The organism is Sinomonas sp. T428B (assembly GCF_056780155.1).
The window spans coordinates 1,200,804-1,222,880 of record NZ_JBRAZR010000001.1 but is presented as its reverse complement, the minus strand read 5'-3'; the positions used below and the strand labels follow the sequence as shown (position 1 = coordinate 1,222,880).

Sequence of the window (22,077 nt, the reverse complement as noted above, 5' to 3'; positions counted from 1 at the left end):
TCAGCATGGTCTGACTCCACCGTACCCGCTGCCCCCTGCGGCTCCCGGGCACGGCAGGCACGTGTGGCCGAAGCGTTACCCTCAGCGCTTCGCGTACGTCGCCCAGTCCAGATTCCAGTCGCCCCAGCCCTCGAGGGGCTCGACGGCGGGCGCGCCCGTGTTGAGCGTCTGGACGATGTCGCCGGGCTTGAAGGTGGCGAAGAACCAGGCGGCGTCCGCGGGCAGGAGCCCGACGCACCCGTGCGAGACGTTCCGCACGCCCACGTAGGGGATCGCGGAGTCGAGGGCCTGATGCACGTAGACGCCCGAGGTCGTGAGCCGGTTCGCATGCTCGACCGTGAGCGGCGGGTAGTAGCCCTTGTCACCCGGCTTGAGGCCGATGCTGCCGGCGTTGAAGTTCGAGCGGCGCTCCTGCTCCATGATCACCGCGTAGCCCGTGGGCGAGAGCCAGTCGGGGTCGCCGAGCGTGACGGGGAAGGTCTTGACGTGGGCCCCGTCGATGAAGACCTGCATCGTCTTGGTCCTGTCGTCGACGACCGCCAAGCGGGACGGGCCGGTGGTGAAGCTCACGTCTGCGTCGAAGTTGCCGACCATCCCGCCGCCGAACTCCACCCCGAAGAGCTTGAGGGAGACGGTTACCTTCGAGTTGCCCGCCCAGAACGTCTCGGGCCGGATCCGCGCCATCCTGTCGCTGTACCAGTGCCAGCGCACGGGCTGGTTGGACGTCGAGGTCACCGTCACGGCCTTCTCGACGGCCTCCTTGTTCGTGACCGGCTCACTGAAGGTGATCTGGATCGGCTGGCCCGTGCCGACGGTCGAGCCGTCACGCGGGAAGACGGCGGCGTCGGCCTCGTTCTTGGCCGTGACGGTGTGGAAGGTCTGCTTCTTGGTGGTCTTGCGGCCCGCGCCGTCGGCGAGCGTGAACTCGTAGGTGTAGTTCATGTTGAACTCGAGCGCGCCCGTGGCGGTCCACGTCGAGCCGTCGGCGCTCGTCTCGCCGGGGACCACGGCGCCGTTCGCGTCCACGAGCCGCACGGACACGACCGTCCCGTTGACGGCCTTGACCTGCGGGCTGATCGCCGGGTTGACCTCCTCGGCGCCGTCGGTGGGCGTCACGCCGAGCTCGAGCGGCTTGATGACCGGGACCACGAGCCCGGGCTCGGTGCGCAGCGGGCTTCCGGCCTCGGACGACGGCGCCGGGCGGGCCCAGGTGGGCGCTGTCGCCACGCCGGCGGCGCCGCCGAGGACGCCGACGACGAGCAGCGCCGTCAAGGCGATCTTGGAGCCCCGGCCGAGCCCGCGGCGCTGGGGCTGACCTCGTTCCGGCTGCCCGTGCACAGTACGGTGCTGTCCCACAGTGCTGTCCCCCTGGTCCGCTCGAAATGACTCCTTCAAGCCTACGGCAGGGCAGGACATGCCCCGGTCACGCCCAGGACGCGGTCAGGGCACGATCGGGGCATGCCCTCCAAGGCAGCTCCGGCCCCGCCACACGGGCGGGACGGCGATGGGGCTCAGTAGCGGTAGTGGTCCGGCTTGTACGGCCCGGCGACGTCGAGGCCGAGGTATTCGGCCTGGTCCTTGGTCAGCTCGGTGAGCTCGACGCCGAGGGCGTCGAGGTGCAGCCGCGCGACCTTCTCGTCCAGGACCTTGGGCAGGACGTAGACCTGGTTATTGTACTCGCGCTCGCCTTCCGGCTGGTCGCGCTTGGTCCACAGCTCGATCTGGGCGATCGTCTGGTTCGCGAACGAGTTGCTCATGACGAACGAGGGGTGGCCCGTCGCGTTGCCGAGGTTCATGAGGCGGCCCTCGGAGAGCACGATGATCGAGCGCTCCGGGCGCCCGTCGGCGGCGGGGAAGACCCACTCGTGGACCTGCGGCTTGATCTCGACCTTGGTCACGCCCGGGACCTTGGCCAGCCCGGCCATGTCGATCTCGTTGTCGAAGTGGCCGACGTTGCCGACGATCGCCTTGTCCTTCATCGCGGTCATGTGCTCGGCGAGGATGATGTCCTTGCCGCCCGTCGTCGTGATGAAGATGTCGCCCTGCCCCAGCACGGACTCGAGGCGGGCCACCTGGTACCCGTCCATGGCCGCCTGGAGCGCGCAGATCGGGTCGATCTCGGTCACGACGACGCGCGCGCCCTGGCCGCGCAGGGCCTCGGCGGCGCCCTTGCCGACGTCGCCGTAGCCGCACACGACGGCGACCTTTCCGCCCATGAGCACGTCGGTCGCCCGGTTGATGCCATCCGGGAGGGAGTGGCGGATGCCGTACTTGTTGTCGAACTTGCTCTTCGTCACGGCGTCGTTGACGTTGATCGCCGGGAACAGGAGCTTGCCCTGCTCGGCGAGCTGGTAGAGCCGGTGCACGCCGGTCGTCGTCTCCTCGGAGACGCCCTTGATGCCGGCGGCGATGCGGGTCCACTTCTGCGGGTCCTGGGCCTGGCCCGCGCGCAGGACGTCGAGGATGATCCGGTACTCCTCGGGGTCGTCGGCAGTGGCCTGCGGGACGGCGCCGGCCGCCTCGAACTCGGCGCCCTTGTGCACGAGCAGCGTCGCGTCCCCGCCGTCGTCGAGGATCATGTTCGGGCCGAGCGAAGGGTCCTCGGCCGCGCCGGGCCACGTGAGGATCTGCTCGGCGGTCCACCAGTACTCCTCGAGGGTCTCCCCCTTCCACGCGAAGACGGGGACGCCCCGAGGGTCCTCGGCGGTCCCGGTGCCGACGACGACGGCGGCCGCGGCCTCGTCCTGGGTCGAGAAGATGTTGCACGAGGCCCAGCGGACCTCGGCGCCGAGCGCCGTGAGGGTCTCGATGAGCACGGCCGTCTGGACGGTCATGTGCAGGGACCCCGCAATCCGCGCGCCCGCGAGCGGCTGGGAGGCGCCGAACTCCTCGCGCAGGGCCATGAGGCCGGGCATCTCGTGCTCGGCCAGGCGGATCTGGTGCCGGCCCGCCTCGTGGAGGGAGATGTCGGCAACCTTGTACTCGAGGGTCATGCGTGCTCCTGGGCGGTGCTGTCGTCGTTCGTGGCGCGGGGGATGCCGGGGCCGTGCTGGCCGCTGCCGGCGCCCTGCGCAGCCGGAAGGTGCTCCGGGGGGAGCAGGACGGGGATGCCGTCCTCGATCGGGTAGCGCAGCTCGGCGCCGTCGGGCCCGGGGGCTGTCGCGACGAGCTCGTCGCCGTCCTGGACGAGGGCTGAGCCCGTCACGGGGCACCGGAGCACGGCAAGCAGCGAGGGGCTGAGATTCGGCATGCGCACTAGCCTACAGCCGCCCGCCTCTCGGGGCGGCCCGGGGCGGCCGTGCCAGGAACGCGAGGGTTCAGGAGGCCGCGAGGTTCAGGAGGGCTCGCGCAGGAGCCTCAGGTGCCGGCGGGTCATGGCCTCGCCGGGGGCGGGCGGCTCGAGCGGGGTGCGGGGCCCGCGCTCGGCGGAGGTGGCCGGCTCCTCCGGCGCCGCTGGGGCCTCGGCCTCGCGCACGGCCTCGGCGAGCGCGACGAGGTCGTCGGGTGCCACGGGCGGGCCCGCGGGGATCGCGAGGCGCAGGACCTCCCAACCCCTCGGGACGGTGAGTCGCTCGGCATGGGCGGCGCACAGGTCGTAGCTGTGGGGCTCCGCGAACGTCGCGAGCGGGCCGAGGACGGCTGTCGAATCGGCGTAGACATACGTCAGCGTGGCCACCGCGGCCTGGCGGCAGGCAGATCGAGAACAATGGCGTAGTGGGCCCACGGCACAGAACCCTACCGCCCGCCGGGGCGTTCGCCGGGCATTGACCGACGCCGGCCCCCTCCGCGCCGCACTCCCGCCGAACAGCCCCGCCGCCCCACGCCGCCGAGCGCGGGGCCGGCGCGCCCGGTCCGGCTCGCCGCTCGGGCCGGGGGCGACTACAGTCGATACATGCAGGATCGTTCGTCTCCGGCGGCGCCCCGGGATCCCGTCCCCGGGCACAGCCTCAGCATCCGGCCCGTTCCTCCCGCTGGAGAGCCGGGCGCGGGCCAGGGCCGCAGCTTCCGCAGCCGGCACCGGAACCGCCACGGCCGGGGGCTGCGCGGCGAGATCCTCCCCGCCGTCCTCCCCGCGAGCCGGACCCGCGCCGAGCGCTTCGAGGACTGGGTCTTCGACGCGGCCGACAGGCTCCAGGACCTCCGCGGCTCCGAGCTCGACGGCGTCGAGTACGCCGTCGAGGAGATCCCCCCGGGCCTCGAGCAGCTCCTGCGCGACCGCGGGCGGCCGCCGCAGGGGCACTTCACCCCGGGCGGCCCCGGCCGGGCCCCGCGCATCACCGTCTACCGCCGCGTCGTCGAGACCGCGGCCGGCACCCAGGCCGAGCTGCAGGACCTCGTGCACGACGTCGTCGTGGAGTACACCGCGCTCATGCTCAACGTCGCCCCCGAGACGCTCGACCCCTACTACCGCTTCCGCTGACTCCGCCGGCCCCGACGCACCGGCGGGTCAGGCGTCATTGGCCGAGCGTGACGGGCAGCGATTGCGCCCCGCCGACGGGCGGGACGAACGCGGCGTCGGCGATCTCGTTCCCCTCGCCCGTGGTCACGAGCGAGCCGTACGCGGGGTCCCCGGACGCCGAGACGATGTAGCCGGCCACCGCCGACCCCTCGACGGAGTCGGCGGCCTCGAGGACCGCCGTCGTGCCTCCCGCGACGTCGATCGTGACGGCGGAGTGCTGGCGCCCGTCCTCGGTCACCGGGACGGCGCGTACCTCGGCCCGGCCCTCGGGTACTCCGACCACGATGGACCGCGTCCCGCCTGCGCCCACCGGCACCACGTGGCTGTCGCCGAGGCGCACCGAGGCCCCGGGCGCGGCGAAGTCGAGCGGCTGGGCTGCGTCGAGCCCGCGCGTGACCCGGGCGCCCGCCGTGAAGAAGACGTCCGCGCTCGCCGAGACGGAGTACGTCCCGGCCGGGAGCCCGGCCAGGGAGACAGTCGTGACCGAGCCAGCCTTGGCCGTGACCACGCCCCCGCCGGGCAGGTTCACCTGTCCGTTGCGCCCGTACACGCGCAGCTGCACGACGGCGTCGACGGCGCCCGGGACCGTGAGCTGGACTGACGCGCCGGCGTCGGCGAAGCCGCTCCGCGAGGCGAGCTCGCGGGCACGGCCCGGGTCCTGGAGCTCGAGGCCCGTCACGGTCTGGCGGGACGCCGGAGGGGCCGCGGGCGTGAGGAACTCGACCCCGCCCGGGGTCAGGCCGCGCAGCGTGGACTGCTGGATCGAGGCGGCAACGGGGCCGCCCCTGCTGAGCACGTGCACCGACAGGCTCGACTGCCCGGGCAGGAAGCCCGCGAGCGCGATCGACTTGGACGACCCTGGGGCGACCTGGAGGCCGCGGCTGCCCGGGGGCGCCTGCTCGAGGGGCTTGTCGCCGAAGAACTCGAGGTCCACGGTCGCGGGCGTGCGGCTCGTGTTCGTCAGCGTCAGGACCGACGTGCGGCCCACGAGGGTCGAGGCGCCCACGAGCCACTGGTCGTTCGACGGCGCTGTGCAGGCGGCCGTGGCCAGGCCCCGGAGGTCGCCGTCGCCGGCGGAGAAGCGGAAGAGCGCCGCCGCGGACGACGCGCGCCCGCCCTCGGCCTCGACCTCCAGCGTCGCGGGGGCGTCCACGGCCTCGCGCGGCAGGACGGTGGCATGCGGCTGGGCCCCGGCCCCGGTGTCGGCGAGCCGCTGCTCGACGGGACGGAGCACGCCGCCCTCCGGGGACTCGAGGGCCCCTGCCGGGAGGGCGCCGGTGGCCGTCGAGGGGATGATGGCGCTCAGCGAGCTCTCCGCCGTCGTGCTCACGGGGCTGAACTGGGCGTCGCCCGCCACCGGCGTGCCCTCGAGCAGCCGGGCGGGCCCCGGGCACGTCCGCACGGTGTTGCCAGCGGGGACCTCGGCGAGGCGGGGCGTCCCGGGCGCGAGGGACGACGGCACGGGCAGGCCCGATGCCGCGACGGCGAGGCCCGCCCCCGCGGCGACGAGCAGCGTCCCGAGGGCGGCGGAGAGGGCGGCGCGCGCTCGGCGGCGGTTCCGGACAGGGCGATTCTGGGCGGTGCGCTCAGACGCGGGCTTCACGGCCGCTGGCCTCCTTCCCCTCGGCGGCAGTCTCATCGGTCTCGGTCACGGTATGCCTCTGGTCATCGGCCGCCGGCGCCGGCGGGTCCCCGGGCTCGCCTCCGCCCGGCACGGGGTCGCGCCCCTCCCCCGGTGCGGGACCGCCCCGCGGGCGGGCGGGGCCGCCCGCGGCGAGCGCGCGGTCCCGTGCGGCCAGGGCGACCCGCAGGGACCCGCCGCCGAGCCCGGGCGACGACGAGGACCGGCGCGTGCGGGCGGGGACGGCGAGGAGCACGGTCACGACGAGGACCACCGCGGCGAGGAGGCCGAGGGGCCACGAGGCGGGGTGCGCGTAGCGGACCTCGAGGTGCCCGCCCGCGGCGGGAAGCTCGAACGCCTGGGCCCAGCCGTCGGCGCCCATCCTCCCCACCGAAAGGGCCTGGCCGTCGAGCCGGGCGTCCCAGCCGGTGCTCGAGCGTTCGGCGAGCACGAGCCGGCGGCCCTCACCGCCGGCCGGGATGTCCACGGAGATGCGCTCGGGGCCCGAGGGGACGAACGTGAGGGTCGTGCCGCGGGAGTCGACGATCCGGGCGCGGTGCGCGATCGAAAGACCCTCGGCGACCTCGCCCGAGCGCGGTGTCACGCGCCAGAGCCAGCCGGCGTCGGTGCGCCCGACGGCCACGAGCCCGGGGACGGCGTCCACCCGCGAGGCGAGGAGGGCGTCCCCGGCGTCGCGCTCCTGCAGCACGATGAAGCCGACGCCGAGGTCCTCGAGCTCGTCCCCCGGGTCGACCCCCTGGGCAGCCACGATCGTGGCGGCTGCCTCGCGGACGGCGGCGTCGGCCGAGTCGGGGTCGGCGATCCGCTCCTCGCCCCACTCGCCCGTGATGCGGCTCGCCGAGGCGGTCGCGGAGAGCGTGTCGAGCGTCGTTCCGGCGCCCCGCATGAGCGAGGCCACGATCCCGCCCCCCTCCGCCGTGCGCAGCACGAGGGTCCGGGTCTGCTGGCTCCCCAGGCCGAGGTCCGAGGCCGTCGCAGGGAGCGTGCGTCCGCGCGAGGGCTCGACGAGCCGCTCGGGGCCGAGCCCAGCGGTCGGCTCGGCGGCGGGCAGCATGCCCGCCGAGGCCCAGTGCGCGAGGGCCGCGACCGGGCCGACGCCCGCCAGCGCGAGCGCGGCGGCCGCGCAGGCCGCGACGGCGCGGTGGCGATGTTCACCGAGTTTCCCGAGTTTGCCGGGCCGTGCCGCCAGGGCGCGGCGGTGCTCGAGGAGCCGGTCGGCGCCCAGCACGGCGGCGGCGAGGAAGCCGAGCATCCCCGCCCCGACCGCGGGGCCGGCGGACGGGGCCACGAGGCTGTCCCCGGAGACCGCCGTCGGGATGCGGGAGACCGCCCACGCGTACGCGAGGGCGAGCACGCCCGCGCCGACGAGCGCGCGGGCGGCGCTGCCGCGCCGGCCCTGGAGCACAATGGCGGATGCGGCGGCGCCTGCGAGCACGGGGGCGCCGAGTGCGAGGGCGGCGACGAGGGACCACGGGACGCCCGCAGGGAGCCAGCCGAGGCCCGCGAGCCCCGCGCCGCCGTCGAACGCGACGGGCTGGCCGAGCGCGAGCTGCCACGGGGCCGCGGGCTCGGAGGCGAGCGGCACGCCGGGATCGGCGATCCACGCGCGGGGGTCGTCCAGGGCGGCGACCCACACCGGCAGGAAGAGGGCGACGGAGGGGACGAGGGTCCACCACAGCGAGCGGGCCCGGGAGCGCAGCGCGAGGGTCACGAACAGGACGACGGCGGCCGCGAGCGGCAGCAGGGACGGCGCGCCGGCGGTCGCGACGGCGAGGGCGAGGCCGCCCGCCGCGGCGGCAGTCCAGGACGGCACCCCTCCGGACCCGGCCCGGGCGGCCGAGTCGGACCCGATCGTGCGCACGCGCGCCGCGCCGACCGCGCGCAGCATGCCGAGGAGCGCCCACGGCAGCGCCGCGTGCGCGAGGGCCGCGCCGAGCCGGCCCTGGCCGACGGCGACGAGCAGGACGGGAGCGGAGGCCCACGTCAGCGCCGCGAGCACGCGCGGGGTGCGGTGCGCGGTGAGGGAGGCCGCGAGAGCCCAGGCGCCGAGGGCCGCGAGCGGCGCGGCGGCGAGGAAGGCGACGACCACTGCGCGGTTCGCGTCGCCGAGGCCGAGGAGCCCGAGTAGGACGAGGAGGAGCCCGAAGGGGTCGCCGTGCCCGGGGACGCCGGCCCCGACCTGCGTCCACCAGCCGGTGGCGTGCGCGAAGAGTTCCCCGAGCGTCGCGGAGACGGGCAGGAGGGCGCCGCCGGCGGCGGCCGGGGCACCGAGGAGCGGCGCGAGCGCGATCGCCGAGGCCAGGAGCGCGACGCCCGCGGCGACGAGGGCCCCGGTCCCGGCCCAGCCGCGGGTCGCGACCGCGAGGGCAGCGAAGTCGTGCTGGGAGTCGCCCGTCGGCTCCTCCGGGCCGTCCGCGATGCCGGTGCCGTCCCCGGCGACGGAGTCCGACTCCGCGGCGGCGGATTCGAGGAGCGCGCGGCGGTAGGCCCAGATCTCGGCCCGCGAGGTCGCGAGCGAGCGCAGGAGCGCGCGGGAGACGCTGCGCGTGCGGGCCGCGCGGCGTCGGCCGCGCACGAGGGGGCCGACGGCGACGAGCGCGGCGAGGCTCGCCCCGAGGCGGGCAGCGCCGAGGCCGGGCTCCTTGAGGACGATCCCGGCCACGAGCTGCCACAGCCCGCCGAGCAGGGCCCCGACGGCCTGGAACGGGAGCTGCCACAGCGGCGCGTGCTTGAGCCGCGAGTACACCTCGGCGCGGCGGGCCGCGTACGCCGAGCCCGCCGCGTGGGCGTGCTGAAGGTGGTAGACGCGGGCCGAGGGCACGACGACGACGCGGTGCCCGGCGAGGCGCGCCCGCCAGCAGTAGTCGACGTCGTCGCCCGTGGCCGGCAGTGCCGGATCGAAGCCCCCCAGCTGCTCCCAGACGTCGCGGCGGACGATCATCCCAGCCGAGTTCACGGCGAAGACGTCGCTGCGCGCGTCGTACTGGCCCTGGTCCTGCTCGTCGACGTCGACGAGCGCGAGCCGCTCGGCCCAGCGGCTCACCGAGAGCCCGACGTCGACGAGCCGCCGCGGGTCCGCCGCGTCGAGCTGCTTGCATCCGGCCACGGCGACGCTCGGGGCGCGCTCGACGGCCGCGAGCAGCTCGGCGAGGGCGTCCGGGGCTGGCGCCGAGTCGTCGTGCAGGAGCCACAGCCACTCGGCCGCAGGGTCGGGCCCCGCGGGGGCGAGCGCGGCGAGGCCTCGGGCCACGGCCCCGCCGAAGCCGCCGTGGCCGCGCGACGCCACGACGGCGTCCGGGCCGAGGGTCGCCAGCAGGAGCTCCGTGGAGCCGTCATGCGAGCCGGCATCGACGCCGATGACCGCATCGGCGGGACGGGTCTGGGCCGCGAGGGAGGCGAGGGTCGCTGGGAAGTGGGCTTCGCCGTCGTGCGCAACGACGACGGCAGTGACGCTGACGGACTCCAGGATCAGACCGCCCGCTTGCGCAGCCGGCGGCGCTCCCGCTCCGAGAGGCCGCCCCAGATGCCGAACCGCTCATCGTTAGCGAGGGCGTACTCGAGGCACTGGGCCCGCACGGCGCAGGATCCGCACACCTTCTTGGCGTCCCGGGTCGAGCCGCCCTTCTCGGGGAAGAAAGCCTCGGGGTCCGTCTGGGCGCACAGCGCGTCCGCCTGCCACGCGAGCTCGCCCTCCTCGGGCTCCCCCGGGTGGGCGAGTCCGATCAGGACCGGCTGGACGCTGTGCCGCTCGGGGCTCGCGAGGGCGCGCTCGACGGCGTCGTCCCCGGCCTCTCCCTCCGCGTCTTCCTCCGCCTCGTCGTCGAGGTCCTCGGGCTCGTCGTCCTCGTGCGCGGTCAGGAAGGCCGTTGCCGCGTCCTCGAGGGACTGCGCGGACAAGGCCGCGTACCTCTCACGGGCCTCCGGGTCTGCCGGGTCGACATACCAGTCCGCAGGAATCCCCCTCGACCGATACGTGGCCGATGCCTCTCGCGCAACGGCCGACTCATACTGGATACGCTCCGCCTGTCCCACGGTGCTCCTCCTCGGGTCGTTTTCTGCTGGGCGTGCCGCAGTTGACCAGCGCCAGGAGGATTCCCGGTGCCGGACCCCCCGGTACATCGGATGAGAACCCCCACTGAGTCTCAACCGAGAACCGCCGGCGCAGTTACTGTCCCTGCTAATTACATGCTTGTAAGTACGGCGGAGTCAAGCCGTGGCCGCGAATTCTAGCTATCCGCTGTGGGACTTTCCGGAGCCAACACGCCGGATGTGCGTCACGCCCCCAGGCCCATGCCGGACGCGGCCGGTGTGGGCCGTGGCGTACGACGGGAATTTCATCCGCTTTGCCTCGATGATTCCTCACCTGTTCCCCGCTGGGAATACCCGAGAGATGCGCTCCCAAAACGTGGCAACGACCACGTCGGGTGAAGAGTTCCCGCCGCCCGCGGACGCGCCGGCAGAATTTCCCCGGACTTTTGCGAGGCCATTTGCGGCCGGCCGCTTCCGGGCCGTTCCGCCTCGCCCTGCCCACGGGCAAGAATGGGGTCCATGGCTTCCACGATCCTTGACCTGCTCCACCGCCTGCGCAGCGGCAACTCCGGCGCCCCGCGGCTCACTTGGTACGGCCCGGGAGGCGAGCGCGTCGAGCTCTCAGGGCGCGTTCTGGACAACTGGGTCTCCAAGACCTCGAACCTCCTCACGGAGGAGCTCGACGCCGAGCCGGGCACCCGCGTGCGGCTCGAGCTGCCCCCGCACTGGAAGACCGCCGTCGTCGCCCTCGCCGCATGGCAGGCGGGCGCCATCGTCGTGGACGACGACGGCGACGCCGACGTCACGTTCGTCGGCCCGCCGGACGCCTCGGCCGAAGGCGGACCGGCGCTGTCAGGGGCGGGGCAGGCCCGTGCGCGGACCGGGGCGCGCGTCGCCGTCGCCCTCGGGGCCCTCGAGACCGCGTATCCCGGGCCGCTGCCCGACGGCGCACTCGACTACGCGGCGCTCGTGCGCCAGTTCGCGGACTCCTTCGACCCCTTCGATGTCCCCTCGCCCGGCGACGAGGCCCTGCGGACCGTGGACGGGTCCTTCACCCAATCCTCGCTGCTGGACGAGTTCGCGACGTCGACGAGTGCCGGTGCCCGGGTCCTGCTCTCCTCCAGCGACGGGCTGCGTTCGGTCCTCGCCGGCCTCCTGGGGGCGTGGGCGGCCGACGGCTCGGCCGTCCTCCTGCATCCCGACGTCGAGGACACGGAGCACCTCCGCCAGACCGAGCAGGTCACGGCCTGAGCGGTCACGCCAGGGGCGATCAGGCCCCCGGCGATCAGGCCCGGGCGCTCAGCTCCCGTCGGCGGCCCGGCCCTCGATCGGGACGTCGGGCGCGCTGTCCCGCGCTGCGGCATTCCGCGCCGCAGCGCCCGGGACCGCCCGGTGCTCGGGATGGTGGTGGATCTCGATGAGCTCGTGGTCCGCCTCGAAGCCGGGCTCGGCGTCGAGCTCCTCGTTGAAGACCCAGAAGCGGTAGGCGAAGAAGCGGAAGATCGTGCCGAGGATGAGCCCGACGATCGAGCCGGCCACGAAGATCGAGACCTTGTCCGTCATGTCGAGGATGTACTTCGTGAAGCCCACGCAGCCGGCCGCGATGAGCAGGCCGATGCCGTTCATGATCGCGAACATGACGGCCTCGCGGACGGCGTTGGCCTGCTTGCGGTGCCGGAAGGTCCAGTAGCGGTTGGCCACCCACGAGAAGATGCTCGCCACGACGGTTGCGATGGACTTGGCCCAGACCTCGCCGCTGTGCAGGGGCCCATTGAGCAGCCAGATGAACACCGCGGAGTCGATCACGAAGGCGATCCCGCCGACCGTTCCGAACTTGGCGACCTCACGCCAGAAGAGCGAGACGAGGCCGCGCAGGCGGTCGGAAATGGTGCTGATCATGATCCTCCACAGATGGTGTCCGGCCTCCCGCGGGCAGGCCGAACGCGGCACGGGCTCGTGAATTGTACCGCCGCGTCCTTGGAGCGGCCCGAGGGGCCGCAGCCGGTTGGGTAGGCTGTGGGGGTGAGTTTTCCTGTGATCGGTGTCGTCGGCGGCGGCCAGCTTGCCCGCATGATGGCCCCCGCCGCGACCGCCCTCGGCCTCGAACTGCGCGTCCTCGCCGAAGCGGAGGACGTCTCGGCCGTCCCCGCCGTCCCCAGCGCCCCCGTGGGCGACTACCGCAGCCTCAAGGACCTGCGCGAGTTCGCCCGCGGCGTCGACGTCCTGACCTTCGACCATGAGCACGTGCCGACCGAGCACCTCGCTCAGCTCATTGACGAGGGGGTGAACATCCAGCCCGGCCCGGCCGCGCTCGTGCATGCCCAGGACAAGCTGCGGATGCGCGCCGCCATCGACGAACTCGGCCTGCCCAACCCGCGCTGGGCCGCGGTCCACCACGTCGAGGAGCTCGTCGAGTTCGGCGAGCGGATCGGGTGGCCGATCGTCCTGAAGACGCCCCGCGGCGGCTACGACGGCAAGGGGGTGCGCGTCCTGCGCTCGCCCCTTGACGCCGAGGAGTCGATCGACTGGTTCGGCACGATGACCCCGCTCCTCGCCGAGGAGATGGTCGAGTTCTCGCGGGAGCTCTCCGCGCTCGTGGCCCGCACGCCCGACGGCGCGTCCCGGGCCTGGCCCGTGGTCCACACGATCCAGGTCAACGGCGTGTGCGACGAGGTCATCGCGCCCGCCCCGGGCCTCGACCCCGAGGTGGCCGAGGCCGCCCAGTCGGCAGCCCTGCGCATCGCCGAGGAGCTCGGCGTCACGGGGGTCATGGCCGCGGAGCTCTTCGAGACCCCCGGCCGCGGAGCCGGCTTCCTCGTCAACGAGCTCGCGATGCGCCCGCACAACACGGGCCACTGGACCCAGGACGGGTCGGTGACGAGCCAGTTCGAGCAGCACCTGCGCGCCGTCCTCGGCCTGCCCCTCGGAGCGACTGACGTCCTCGGCGACTGGGCCGTCATGAAGAACTACCTCGGCGGCGCGAACCAGGACCTCTACAGCGCCTACCCCGCCGCGCTCGCGGCGGATCCCGCGGCCAAGGTGCACAGCTACGGCAAGACCGTGCGCCCCGGCCGCAAGATCGGCCACGTCAACCTCGTCGGCGGGCCTGGCTCCGACCCCGAGGACCTGCGCGCCCGCGCCTCCCGGGTGGCCGCGATCGTCCGCGACGGAGCACCCACGACTGCCACGGCCGAGGAGAACGCATGAGCACGCACGCAGCGCAGGGTACGCCAGCCCAGGACACGGCCCAGCCCCTCGTCGGGCTCGTCATGGGCTCGGACTCGGACTGGCCCGTCATGGAGGCCGCTGCGGACGTCCTCGCAGAGTTCCGCGTCCCGTTCGAGGCGGACGTCGTCTCCGCGCACCGCATGCCCGAGGAGATGATCGCGTACGGCAAGAGCGCGCGCGAGCGGGGCCTGCGCGCGATCATCGCCGGCGCCGGCGGGGCCGCCCACCTGCCGGGCATGCTGGCCTCGGTCACGACCCTCCCGGTGATCGGCGTCCCCGTGCCGCTCAAGACGCTCGACGGCATGGACTCCCTGCTGTCGATCGTGCAGATGCCCGCCGGCGTGCCGGTCGCGACCGTCTCGATCGGCGGCGCGCGCAACGCGGGCCTCCTCGCCGTCCGTCTCCTGGCCTCGGCACCTGACGAGCTCGGCGAGCGCCTCGCCGGCGAGCTCACGGAGTTCGCCGCCGAGCTCAACGCGACCGCCACCCGCAAGGGCGAGGCCCTGCGGCACAAGGTCGCGGATGTCTTCGCCGCCGGCCACGCCCAGGCCCGGAGCGCCCGCTAGGGCGCAGCCGGAACCGCAGCCAGGACAGCAGCCCAGACAGCAGCCAGGACAGCAAGGAGGAGCATGGCCCTGCACAGCCCCGGCCGCATGCACCAGACGGACCCGATTCGCCACCCTGAGTCGGCGCCGCCGTCGGTCCTCACCAAGCGGGCGGTCATGCTCCTGGTCCTCACCGTGGTCCTGCCCGGCAGCGCCCAGCTCGTCGCGGGCAGCCGCCGGCTGGCCCGCCGCGCCCTGGCCGTGACCCTCGGGGCGTGGGCCGTGCTCCTGCTGCTGCTCGTCGTCGGCCTCGTGAACCGGGCCGCGGCGCTGACCATCGTCACGCACCCGGTCATCTCGCTCATCGTGATCGCGGTCCTCGTGCTGCTCGCCGTGGCCTGGGCGGCGCTGTTCCTCAACACGCTGCGACTCATCCGGGTCCCGCTGCTCGAGAGGCGCATGCGGCCCGTCATCGTCGTTGCCCTCGTCGCCTCGATGGTGCTCACGAGCGGGAGCCTGGGCTACGCGGCCTACCTCATCGGGGTCGGCCGCGGCGCGATCAGCAGCATCTTCGGCGGCGGCCCGGCGATCGAGCCTGTCGAGGGCCGGTACAACTTCCTCGTCCTGGGCGGCGACGCCGGCGCCGACCGGCTCGGCCGCCGGCCGGACAGCCTCTCCGTCATCAGCGTCGACGCGCAGTCGGGCCGCACGGCCCTCATCTCGATTCCGCGCAACCTCCAGAACGCGCAGTTCGCCGAGGGCTCCCCCATGCGCAGGGTCTACCCGGACGGCTACAGCTGCGGCGACGAGTGCCTCATCAACGCGATCAACACCGAGGTCAACGAGAAGTACCGCGACCTCTACCCGGACTCCGACGACCCGGGCGCGCAGGCCACGATGGAGGCCGTCTCGGGGACACTCGGACTGACCATCCAGGCCTACGTGATCGTGGACATGGGCGGCTTCGAGCAGCTCATCGACGCCCTCGGCGGCGTGCGCGTCAAGGCCGGCGGCTGGGTCCCCATCAGCGGCGCGTCCCTCGACGAGTCCGGCACGCACGCCCAGCCGGAGGGCTGGATCGCCCCGGGCGAGCAGACCCTCGACGGCTTCCACGCCCTCTGGTACGGGCGCAGCCGCGAGTTCGCGAGCGACTACGACCGCATCGCCCGCCAGCAGTGCATCCAGCAGGCCATGATCAACCAGCTCAGCCCGGCCGCCGTGCTGACCAAGTTCCAGGAGATCGCCAACGCCGGGACGAAGGTCGTCGAGTCCAACATCTCCTCGTCCCAGCTCGGGAGCTTCGTGGACCTCGCGCTCGAGGGCAAGGGCGAGCCCGTGAACCGCCTCGTGATCGGCCCGCCCGACTTCGACGCGTCCTTCCCGACGTACCCCGACTTCGACGCGATCCACGCCAGGGTCGACGAGGTCATCGCCGCGAGCACGGGGAAGAGCTCGCCGAGCGCCTCGTCCGGCTCCGCGGCCGGCTCTGGGACTGGCGCGGCGCGGACGACGGCGCCCGTCGCGGGCGGCGCGGGCCTCGCCGGCGGCGTCGGGCTGGCGGCTCCCGGACTCGTGCCCGCCGTCCCCGTGCAGGGAGCCCGCGTGCCGGCCGGGCCCTACAACGACATCGGCCCCGACGGCGTCCCCGTCACGGCGGAGCGGCTGAACTACCTCTTCAGCACCGGACAGAACGACCTCCTGACGGCGATCGTCGCCGGCAACGGCGAATGCACGCCCCTCTGAGACCGCCTGGAACAGCGAGGACCCCTCACATGCACCTGCTGCACAACACCCTGCGCGACTACGCGTGGGGCTCGAAGACCGCGATCGCGGCCCTGCTGGGGCGGGTCCCGAGCGGCGGCCCCGAGGCCGAGCTGTGGATCGGGGCGCACCCGGGCGCGCCGTCGGTCCTCGCCGATGACCAGCGCGCGGGCTCCGCCAGGACGCTCGAGGAGCTCATCGCCGCCGACCCGGCCGGCACGCTCGGGCCCGAGAGCGTCGAGGCCTTCGGGCCGCGGCTGCCGTTCCTGCTCAAGGTCCTCGCGGCGGACGGCCCGCTCTCGCTCCAGGTCCACCCCACGCTCGAGCAGGCCCGGGCAGGCTTCGCGGCCGAGGAGGCCGCGCGCATCGACCGCGCGGCCCCGCACCGGAACTACCGGGACGACAACCACAAGCCCGAGCTGGTCTTCGCGCTCACCCCGTTCGAGGCGCTCTCCGGCTTCCGGGCGCCCGGCGAGGCCGCGGTCCTCTTCGAGGAGCTCACGGCCCTCCTGACAGCCAAGGGCGACGAGGAGGCGGCCGAGGTCACGGAGCAGGTGGCCGAGCTCCTGCGCACCCCCGACGAGGCCGACGCCCTCCGCACGGCCTTCGCACGGCTCATCGCCGGCGGCGACCAGGTGCACGCGTGCGTGGACGCGGCAGCCGCGGCCGTCGCCGCCTCGGGCACCCAGGACCCCGGTATGCTCACCATCGTGGAGCTCGCCGACGAGTACCCCTCGGACCCGGGCGTGCTCGTCTCGCTCATGCTCAACCGCGTCTCCCTCGCCCCCGGGGAGGCCCTCTACCTCGCTGCGGGGAACGTGCACGCGTACCTCAAGGGCCTCGCGATCGAGGTCATGGCCTCCTCCGACAACGTCCTGCGGGGCGGGCTCACGCCCAAGCACGTCGACATCTCCGAGCTCCTGCGCACCGTGGTCTTCGCGGCCGTCGGGGTTCCCCGCCTGGCGGCGGAGGAGTCCGAGCTCGGGCAGGAGGTGTACCGGCCGCCGTTCGCCGAGTTCCAGCTGCAGCGCATCGATGCGGCCCCCGGCGGGGAGCCGGTGCCCGTCGCGCAGTCCGGCCCCGCCGTCGTGCTGTGCGTGAGGGGGAGCCTCACCCTCGACTCGCCGCGGGGCGACCTCGCCCTGCATCGCGGGGACAGCGCGTTCATCCCCGCCTCGGAGGCCCCCGCCGTCGCCCATCCCGGCCCCGGCGGCACGCTCGCGTTCGCCGTCACGACGGGCCTCGCCGTCCACCGGATCGAGGCCCGGGACGCGGGGGTGCGCGCCTGATGGAGCATTTCCTCCAGACGCCCCTGTGGGGCGAGGTCCAGCGCGCCCTCGGGCGGACCGTCGTCGAGCGCGCCGGATCCGGCTGGCGCTACCTCGCGACGCTCGAGCGCAACGCTCTCGGCACCATCCTCTATGCCCCCTACGGCCCTGTGGCCGAGACCGCCGAGGCCCTGCGCGCGGCCCTCGCGTCCCTCGCGGGCGAGGCGCGCCGCCTCGGGGCGATGGCCGTGCGCGTCGAGCCCGTCGAGGCCCCCTTGGACGAGGAGGCGGCGGCCGGCCTGCGCGCGCTCGGCCTCACTCGCGCCCCCTCGAACCAGCAGCCCGAGCTGACGTGGGTCATCGACCTGCGCGGGGACGAGAAGGACATCCTCGGGGCCATGAAGCCCACCAACCGGAACCTGCACCGCAACATCCACAAGAAGGGCGTCTCGATCCGCTCGAGCCAGGACCCGGCGGAGCTTGAGATCCTGCTCGGGTTCCTCCATTCCACCGCGGCCAGGGGCGCCTTCACGCCCCAGAGCGACTCCTACCTGCGGACCGTCGCGCAGACGCTCATGCCCCCCGGGGCCGCGAGCCTCTGGATCGCCGAGCTCGAGGGCACGCCGATCGCCGCGGCGCTCGTCTACGACACCGCGGACACGCGCACCTACGCGCACGCGGCGATCGACGACGAGCACCGCAGGCTCAGCGCGGGCATCCCGCTCGTCGTCGCCCTCATCCTGGACGCGAAGGCCAAGGGGCTCACGTGGGTCGACCTCTGGGGGGTCGCGCCCAGCGACCAGCCGGGCCACCGCTGGGCCGGGTTCAGCGCGTTCAAGAAGTCCTTCGGGGGCCAGGAGGTCTCCCGCACCGGCACGTGGGACCTGCCCGTCAACCGGGCGCGGTACGCCGCCTACCAGGGCGTGCGGAACGTGCGCGGGATCGTCCGCTCGGTGGCCCGGACCGTCCTCTCACGCGGAAAGGCCCTGCTGCAGCGCGGCTGAAGCCGGCGGCAGCAGGGCCTGCGGCCCGCCCCTGGACGGGGGCGGGCCGCATCTTTCAGCAGGGTGCGCTCAGGCCTGGCGGGCCCAGGGCTCCCACTTGCTCGCGTGGTGCTCGGCGTCGACGAAGCGGACCGTTCCGGACTTCGAGCGCATGACGATCGACTGGGTCTTGACCCGGTTCTTCTCGTAGCGCACGCCGCGGAGCAGATCGCCGTCCGTGATGCCGGTCGCGGCGAAGTAGCAGTTGTCGCTCGTGACGAGGTCGTTCGTGGTCAGGACGCGGTCGAGGTCGTGGCCGGCGTCGAGCGCCTTCTGCTTCTCCTCGTCGCTCGTCGGCCAGAGCCGGCCCTGGATGACGCCGCCCAGGGACTTGATCGCGCACGCCGCGACGATGCCCTCCGGCGTGCCCCCGACGCCCATGAGCGCGTCGACGCCGGTGCCCGAGCGGGCCGCGGCGATCGCGCCGGCGACGTCGCCGTCCATGATGAACTTCGTGCGCGCGCCTGCGGCGCGGATCTCCTCCACGAGCGGCTTGTGGCGGTCGCGGTCCAGGACGCAGACCGTGACCTGGTTGATCTTGACGCCCTTGGCCTTGGCGATGAGGTGCAGGTTCTGCTTGACGGGCAGGCGCAGGTCCACGAGGTCCGCCGCCTCGGGGCCCGTGACGAGCTTCTCCATGTAGAACACCGCGGACGGGTCGAACATCGTGCCGCGCTCGGCGACCGCGAGGACCGCGAGGGCGTTGTTGATGCCCATGGCCGTCAGCCGCGTGCCGTCGATCGGGTCGACGGCGACGTCCACCTCGGGGCCCGTGCCGTCACCGACGCGCTCGCCGTTGAAGAGCATGGGCGCCTCGTCCTTCTCGCCCTCGCCGATCACGACCACGCCGTTGAAGTGCACGGTGTGCAGGAAGGAGCGCATAGCGTCCACGGCGGCGCCGTCGGCCTTGTTCTTGTCGCCGAAGCCCACCCAGTGGCCGCCCGCGATGGCGGCGGCCTCCGTGACGCGGACGAGTTCGAGGGCGAGGTTGCGGTCCGGCTCGTCGACTCCGACGTTGAGGGAGCTGGACAGGGTCGAGTACTGGCTGTCGATCGGCGCTTCGGGCACGGTGACCTCTTCTTCGAGCGGGCTTTGTGATGATCATAGTCTTCCCGGCCCCGCGGGTCCGAGACGATGACGCAGCTCACAGCGGGGGCGTCCGGTTCGCCGCGGGGCCACGAGTGCGGGACCATGGAGGGGTGAGCAGCACCGACCACTCCCCCCAGACGCCGCAGACGCCGGAAGCGCCCCGGACGGACGTTCCCGCCAAGCCCGTCATCACCGCCGCCGCGGCCAAGCGCGCAAACGCGAGCGTCATCGGCATGATCCTGGCCCTCGCCGTGAGCGTCCTCGCGTTCCTGCCCGTCGTGCTGCTCAATGCCGCTCCCAAGACCGACGGCTACCGGCCCGCCGTCGACGTCGCCGCCGTCGCCCGCAACGCGGCCCCGGTGGCCGGGTTCGACCCGGTGGCGCCTGCCCTGCCCGAGGGCTACTCCCCCAACTACGCGCGCTGGAGCGCCGCGGGCGCCGACGGCGTCTCGCACTGGGACGTCGGGTGGGTGACGCCGGAGCAGCAGTTCGTCTCGCTCGTCCAGACAGCGACGGCGAACCCCACGTGGCTCCTGACCCAGGTCAAGCAGGCGCCTGTGACCGGCACCCGCGAGGTCGGCGGCGTCGAGTGGACGCTGTACGACAAGCCGGGGATCGAGAAGAGCCTCGTGGGGCAGGTCGAGGGCACCACGGTGGTCCTGAGCGGCTCGGCCGGCTTCGCCGAGCTCGACGTCCTGGCTGAGTCCGTCGTCACATCGGCAACCCGCTAGGCGGGCCTCGCCCGGGCCCCGCTAAAGTAGCCCCCGTGCCCGAGACTCTTACCCCTGCCCAGGCCTGGCGCGCTCTGCGCGAAGGCAACCAGCGCTTCGTGGATGGCACCACCAGCCATCCCAATCAGGACGCCGCCCGCCGCGACGAACTCGTGAGCGGCCAGAACCCCTTCTGCGTCATCTTCGGCTGCTCCGACTCGCGCCTCGCCGCCGAGATCATCTTCGACCTCGGCCTCGGCGACGCCTTCGTCGTGCGCTCGGCCGGCCAGGTCATCGACGAGGCCGTGCTCGGCTCGCTCGAGTATGCGGTCGGCGTGCTCGGCACCCCGCTCATCGTGATCCTCGGCCATGACTCATGCGGCGCCGTCACGGCGACGGTCGGCGCGTACGAGACCGGGGAGATGCCCACCGGCTTCGTGCGCGATCTCGTCGAACGGATCATGCCCTCGGTCCTCACCGCGCAGCGCAACGGCGTGACCGACATCAACGAGACGGTCGTCGAGCACGTCAAGCAGACGGGCAAGCGCCTCCTCGAGACCTCCCAGGTGCTCGCCGAGGCCGTCGAGGAGGGCCGCACGGCCGTCCTGGGCGTGTGCTACCGCCTCAAGGAGGGCAAGGCCGAGCTCGTCTCCGGCGTCGGCGACGTCTGACGCCGGCCGCCTCCGTGAGGGAGCGGCCCCGGCGTCGGCGGCGTCGGTGATCTCCGTCGCACGCCGGTCGGGGCCGCTCCGCGCGGGACTATTCTGGGTCCCATGACTGACTCCGCAGTGCAGGCCCCTGCCACCGACTACCGCATCGAGCATGACACGATGGGCGAGGTGCGTGTCCCCGCCTCGGCGCTCTACCGCGCCCAGACCCAGCGCGCCGTCGAGAACTTCCCGATCTCGGGCAAGACCCTCGAGCGCAAGCACATCGAGGCCCTCGCGCGCGTCAAGAAGGCCGCCGCCCTCGCCAACGCCGAGCTGGGGGTGCTCGACGACGAGCGCGCCCAGGCGATCGCGGCCGCCGCCGACCGCGTCGCGTCCGGCGAGTTCGACGCGCACTTCCCGATCGACGTGTTCCAGACCGGCTCCGGCACCTCGAGCAACATGAACACGAACGAGGTCCTCGCCGAGCTCGCGAGCCGCGCCCTCGAGGACGCCGGCAGCACGACGACGGTCCACCCGAACGACCACGTCAACGCCTCGCAGTCCTCGAACGACGTGTTCCCGACGTCCGTGCACGTCGCCGCGACGGACGCCCTCCTGAACGACCTCGTCCCGGCCCTCGAGTACCTCGCCGCCTCGCTCGAGCGCAAGGCAGAGGAGTTCAAGGACGTCGTCAAGTCCGGCCGCACGCACCTCATGGACGCCACGCCGGTGACCCTCGGCCAGGAGTTCGGCGGCTACGCCGCCCAGGTGCGCTACGGCGTCGAGCGCATCCACGCCTCGCTGCCGCGCGTCGCCGAGGTCCCGCTGGGCGGCACCGCCGTCGGCACCGGCATCAACACCCCGGCTGGCTTCCCCCAGCGCGTCATCGAGCTCCTCGCGGCGGACACCAAGCTGCCCATCACCGAGGCGCGCGACCACTTCGAGGCCCAGGCCAACCGCGACGGCCTCATCGAGGCCTCGGGCCAGCTGCGCAACATTGCGTACTCGTTCATCAAGATCAACAACGACCTGCGCTGGATGGGCTCCGGCCCCAACACGGGCCTCGGCGAGATCGCGATCCCGGACCTCCAGCCGGGCTCCTCGATCATGCCGGGCAAGGTCAACCCGGTCATCTGCGAGGCCGCCATCATGGTCGCCGCCCAGGTGGTCGGCAACGACACGACGATCGCCCTGTCCTCCACGAACGGCGCGTTCGAGCTCAACGTCGGCATCCCGGTCATGGCGGCGAACCTGCTCGAGTCCATCCGCCTGCTCGCGAACACCTCGCGCGTCATGGCGGACAAGATGATCGACGGCATCACCGCCAACGTCGAGCGCGCGCGCTTCCTCGCGGAGGCCTCGCCGTCGATCGTGACGCCGCTGAACAAGTACATCGGCTACGAGAACGCGGCCAAGATCGCCAAGACCGCCGTCAAGGAGGGGCTGACCATCCGCCAGGCCACCGAGAAGCTCGGCTTCGTCGGCGAGGGCGAGGGCAAGGTCTCGGAGGCCGAGCTCGACAAGGCCCTCGACGTCACGACCATGACGGGCCCGGCCAAGGCCTGACCCCCCGCGGTCCCGTTGCGGGGTCACCTCCCAGCGTTGCGGGGTCACCTCCCAGCGTTGCGGGGTCACCTCCCTGCGTTGCGGGTT

19 protein-coding genes are annotated in these 22,077 nt (G+C 73.4%); 10 read left to right on the top strand and 9 right to left on the bottom strand.

Annotated features, from left to right (window positions below; all coding sequences use genetic code 11):
- Positions 1–81: 81 nt before the first annotated feature.
- The 4 genes from ACUYMY_RS05740 to ACUYMY_RS05725 all read right to left on the bottom strand — a co-directional run bounded on the left by ACUYMY_RS05740 (position 82) and on the right by ACUYMY_RS05725 (position 3,724).
- Positions 82–1,356: a L,D-transpeptidase gene (locus ACUYMY_RS05740; RefSeq protein WP_481702655.1), complete on the bottom strand. Its 1,275-nt coding sequence runs from the start codon at positions 1,354–1,356 to the stop codon at positions 82–84.
- A gap of 155 nt (positions 1,357–1,511) precedes the next feature.
- Positions 1,512–2,993, bottom strand: coding sequence for an adenosylhomocysteinase (gene ahcY / locus ACUYMY_RS05735; protein ID WP_481702654.1), 1,482 nt, complete (start codon positions 2,991–2,993; stop codon positions 1,512–1,514).
- Positions 2,990–3,250, bottom strand: a complete 261-nt coding sequence (locus tag ACUYMY_RS05730; protein WP_481702653.1) for a Trm112 family protein — start codon at positions 3,248–3,250, stop codon at positions 2,990–2,992. The genes ahcY and ACUYMY_RS05730 overlap by 4 nt, the downstream gene beginning before the upstream one ends.
- An 84-nt stretch (positions 3,251–3,334) precedes the next feature.
- Complete coding sequence (locus ACUYMY_RS05725) at positions 3,335–3,724, bottom strand: DUF3499 domain-containing protein (RefSeq protein ID WP_481702652.1); 390 nt, start codon at positions 3,722–3,724, stop codon at positions 3,335–3,337.
- Positions 3,725–3,892: 168 nt separating this feature from the next.
- Here ACUYMY_RS05725 and ACUYMY_RS05720 point away from each other — a divergent pair, with 168 nt between their 5' ends.
- Positions 3,893–4,420, top strand: a complete 528-nt coding sequence (locus ACUYMY_RS05720) for a metallopeptidase family protein (protein WP_481702651.1) — start codon at positions 3,893–3,895, stop codon at positions 4,418–4,420.
- A 34-nt stretch (positions 4,421–4,454) separates the two neighbouring features.
- Here ACUYMY_RS05720 and ACUYMY_RS05715 read toward each other — a convergent pair whose 3' ends face one another.
- Genes ACUYMY_RS05715 through ACUYMY_RS05705 form a run of 3 tightly spaced genes read right to left on the bottom strand, consistent with a single transcriptional unit; the run spans position 4,455 to position 10,133 of the window.
- The gene (locus ACUYMY_RS05715) at positions 4,455–6,062 is read right to left on the bottom strand and encodes a DUF5719 family protein (RefSeq protein WP_481702650.1); all 1,608 of its coding nucleotides are present in this window, start codon (positions 6,060–6,062) and stop codon (positions 4,455–4,457) included.
- Entirely contained in the window at positions 6,046–9,567 is a 3,522-nt protein-coding gene (locus ACUYMY_RS05710) for a glycosyltransferase family 2 protein (RefSeq protein WP_481704972.1), read from the bottom strand. Before ACUYMY_RS05710 ends, ACUYMY_RS05715 begins: the two co-directional genes overlap by 17 nt.
- Positions 9,568–9,569: 2 nt before the next feature.
- Complete coding sequence (locus ACUYMY_RS05705; protein ID WP_481702649.1) at positions 9,570–10,133, bottom strand: WhiB family transcriptional regulator; 564 nt, start codon at positions 10,131–10,133, stop codon at positions 9,570–9,572.
- 516 nt (positions 10,134–10,649) lie between these two features.
- Here ACUYMY_RS05705 and ACUYMY_RS05700 point away from each other — a divergent pair.
- Positions 10,650–11,381 (top strand): TIGR03089 family protein, encoded by a 732-nt coding sequence (locus ACUYMY_RS05700; RefSeq protein ID WP_481702648.1) that lies wholly within the window; start codon positions 10,650–10,652, stop codon positions 11,379–11,381.
- A gap of 48 nt (positions 11,382–11,429) precedes the next feature.
- Here ACUYMY_RS05700 and ACUYMY_RS05695 read toward each other — a convergent pair whose 3' ends face one another.
- The gene (locus tag ACUYMY_RS05695; protein ID WP_481702647.1) at positions 11,430–12,029 is read right to left on the bottom strand and encodes a GtrA family protein; all 600 of its coding nucleotides are present in this window, start codon (positions 12,027–12,029) and stop codon (positions 11,430–11,432) included.
- A 171-nt stretch (positions 12,030–12,200) separates the two neighbouring features.
- Between ACUYMY_RS05695 and ACUYMY_RS05690 the strand changes: the two genes are divergently transcribed.
- The 5 genes from ACUYMY_RS05690 (at position 12,201) to ACUYMY_RS05670 (ending at position 17,936) form a co-directional block, all read left to right on the top strand.
- The gene (locus ACUYMY_RS05690; protein ID WP_481704971.1) at positions 12,201–13,337 is read left to right on the top strand and encodes a 5-(carboxyamino)imidazole ribonucleotide synthase; all 1,137 of its coding nucleotides are present in this window, start codon (positions 12,201–12,203) and stop codon (positions 13,335–13,337) included.
- Positions 13,334–13,924 carry a 5-(carboxyamino)imidazole ribonucleotide mutase gene (gene purE, locus ACUYMY_RS05685; RefSeq protein WP_481702646.1) on the top strand — a complete coding sequence of 197 codons (591 nt, stop codon included), beginning with the start codon at positions 13,334–13,336 and terminating at the stop codon, positions 13,922–13,924. The genes ACUYMY_RS05690 and purE overlap by 4 nt, the downstream gene beginning before the upstream one ends.
- 63 nt (positions 13,925–13,987) lie before the next feature.
- The gene (locus tag ACUYMY_RS05680; protein ID WP_481702645.1) at positions 13,988–15,646 is read left to right on the top strand and encodes an LCP family protein; all 1,659 of its coding nucleotides are present in this window, start codon (positions 13,988–13,990) and stop codon (positions 15,644–15,646) included.
- 29 nt (positions 15,647–15,675) lie between these two features.
- Complete coding sequence (manA, locus tag ACUYMY_RS05675) at positions 15,676–16,953, top strand: mannose-6-phosphate isomerase, class I (protein WP_481702644.1); 1,278 nt, start codon at positions 15,676–15,678, stop codon at positions 16,951–16,953.
- Complete coding sequence (locus ACUYMY_RS05670) at positions 16,953–17,936, top strand: lipid II:glycine glycyltransferase FemX (protein ID WP_481702643.1); 984 nt, start codon at positions 16,953–16,955, stop codon at positions 17,934–17,936. The genes manA and ACUYMY_RS05670 overlap by 1 nt, the downstream gene beginning before the upstream one ends.
- Before the next feature lie 69 nt (positions 17,937–18,005).
- Here ACUYMY_RS05670 and glpX read toward each other — a convergent pair whose 3' ends face one another.
- Positions 18,006–19,028 carry a class II fructose-bisphosphatase gene (glpX, locus tag ACUYMY_RS05665; protein ID WP_481704970.1) on the bottom strand — a complete coding sequence of 341 codons (1,023 nt, stop codon included), beginning with the start codon at positions 19,026–19,028 and terminating at the stop codon, positions 18,006–18,008.
- A 146-nt stretch (positions 19,029–19,174) separates the two neighbouring features.
- Between glpX and ACUYMY_RS05660 the strand changes: the two genes are divergently transcribed.
- From ACUYMY_RS05660 to ACUYMY_RS05650, 3 genes are all read left to right on the top strand, one after another.
- Entirely contained in the window at positions 19,175–19,795 is a 621-nt protein-coding gene (locus tag ACUYMY_RS05660; protein WP_481702642.1) for a DUF4245 domain-containing protein, read from the top strand.
- Positions 19,796–19,830: 35 nt separating this feature from the next.
- Entirely contained in the window at positions 19,831–20,445 is a 615-nt protein-coding gene (locus tag ACUYMY_RS05655) for a carbonic anhydrase (protein WP_481702641.1), read from the top strand.
- A 102-nt stretch (positions 20,446–20,547) separates the two neighbouring features.
- Complete coding sequence (locus ACUYMY_RS05650; protein WP_481702640.1) at positions 20,548–21,990, top strand: class II fumarate hydratase; 1,443 nt, start codon at positions 20,548–20,550, stop codon at positions 21,988–21,990.
- Positions 21,991–22,077: the final 87 nt, after the last annotated feature.

Coding starts and splice junctions, on each gene's coding strand:
- manA (WP_481702644.1), top strand. CDS start 15,676: ATGCACCTGCTGCACAACACCCTGCGCGACTACGCGTGGGGCTCGAAG.
- ACUYMY_RS05730 (WP_481702653.1), bottom strand. CDS start 3,250: ATGCCGAATCTCAGCCCCTCGCTGCTTGCCGTGCTCCGGTGCCCCGTG.
- ACUYMY_RS05680 (WP_481702645.1), top strand. CDS start 13,988: ATGGCCCTGCACAGCCCCGGCCGCATGCACCAGACGGACCCGATTCGC.
- ACUYMY_RS05650 (WP_481702640.1), top strand. CDS start 20,548: ATGACTGACTCCGCAGTGCAGGCCCCTGCCACCGACTACCGCATCGAG.
- ahcY (WP_481702654.1), bottom strand. CDS start 2,993: ATGACCCTCGAGTACAAGGTTGCCGACATCTCCCTCCACGAGGCGGGC.
- ACUYMY_RS05670 (WP_481702643.1), top strand. CDS start 16,953: ATGGAGCATTTCCTCCAGACGCCCCTGTGGGGCGAGGTCCAGCGCGCC.
- purE (WP_481702646.1), top strand. CDS start 13,334: ATGAGCACGCACGCAGCGCAGGGTACGCCAGCCCAGGACACGGCCCAG.
- ACUYMY_RS05700 (WP_481702648.1), top strand. CDS start 10,650: ATGGCTTCCACGATCCTTGACCTGCTCCACCGCCTGCGCAGCGGCAAC.
- ACUYMY_RS05690 (WP_481704971.1), top strand. CDS start 12,201: ATGATGGCCCCCGCCGCGACCGCCCTCGGCCTCGAACTGCGCGTCCTC.
- ACUYMY_RS05720 (WP_481702651.1), top strand. CDS start 3,893: ATGCAGGATCGTTCGTCTCCGGCGGCGCCCCGGGATCCCGTCCCCGGG.
- ACUYMY_RS05695 (WP_481702647.1), bottom strand. CDS start 12,029: ATGATCAGCACCATTTCCGACCGCCTGCGCGGCCTCGTCTCGCTCTTC.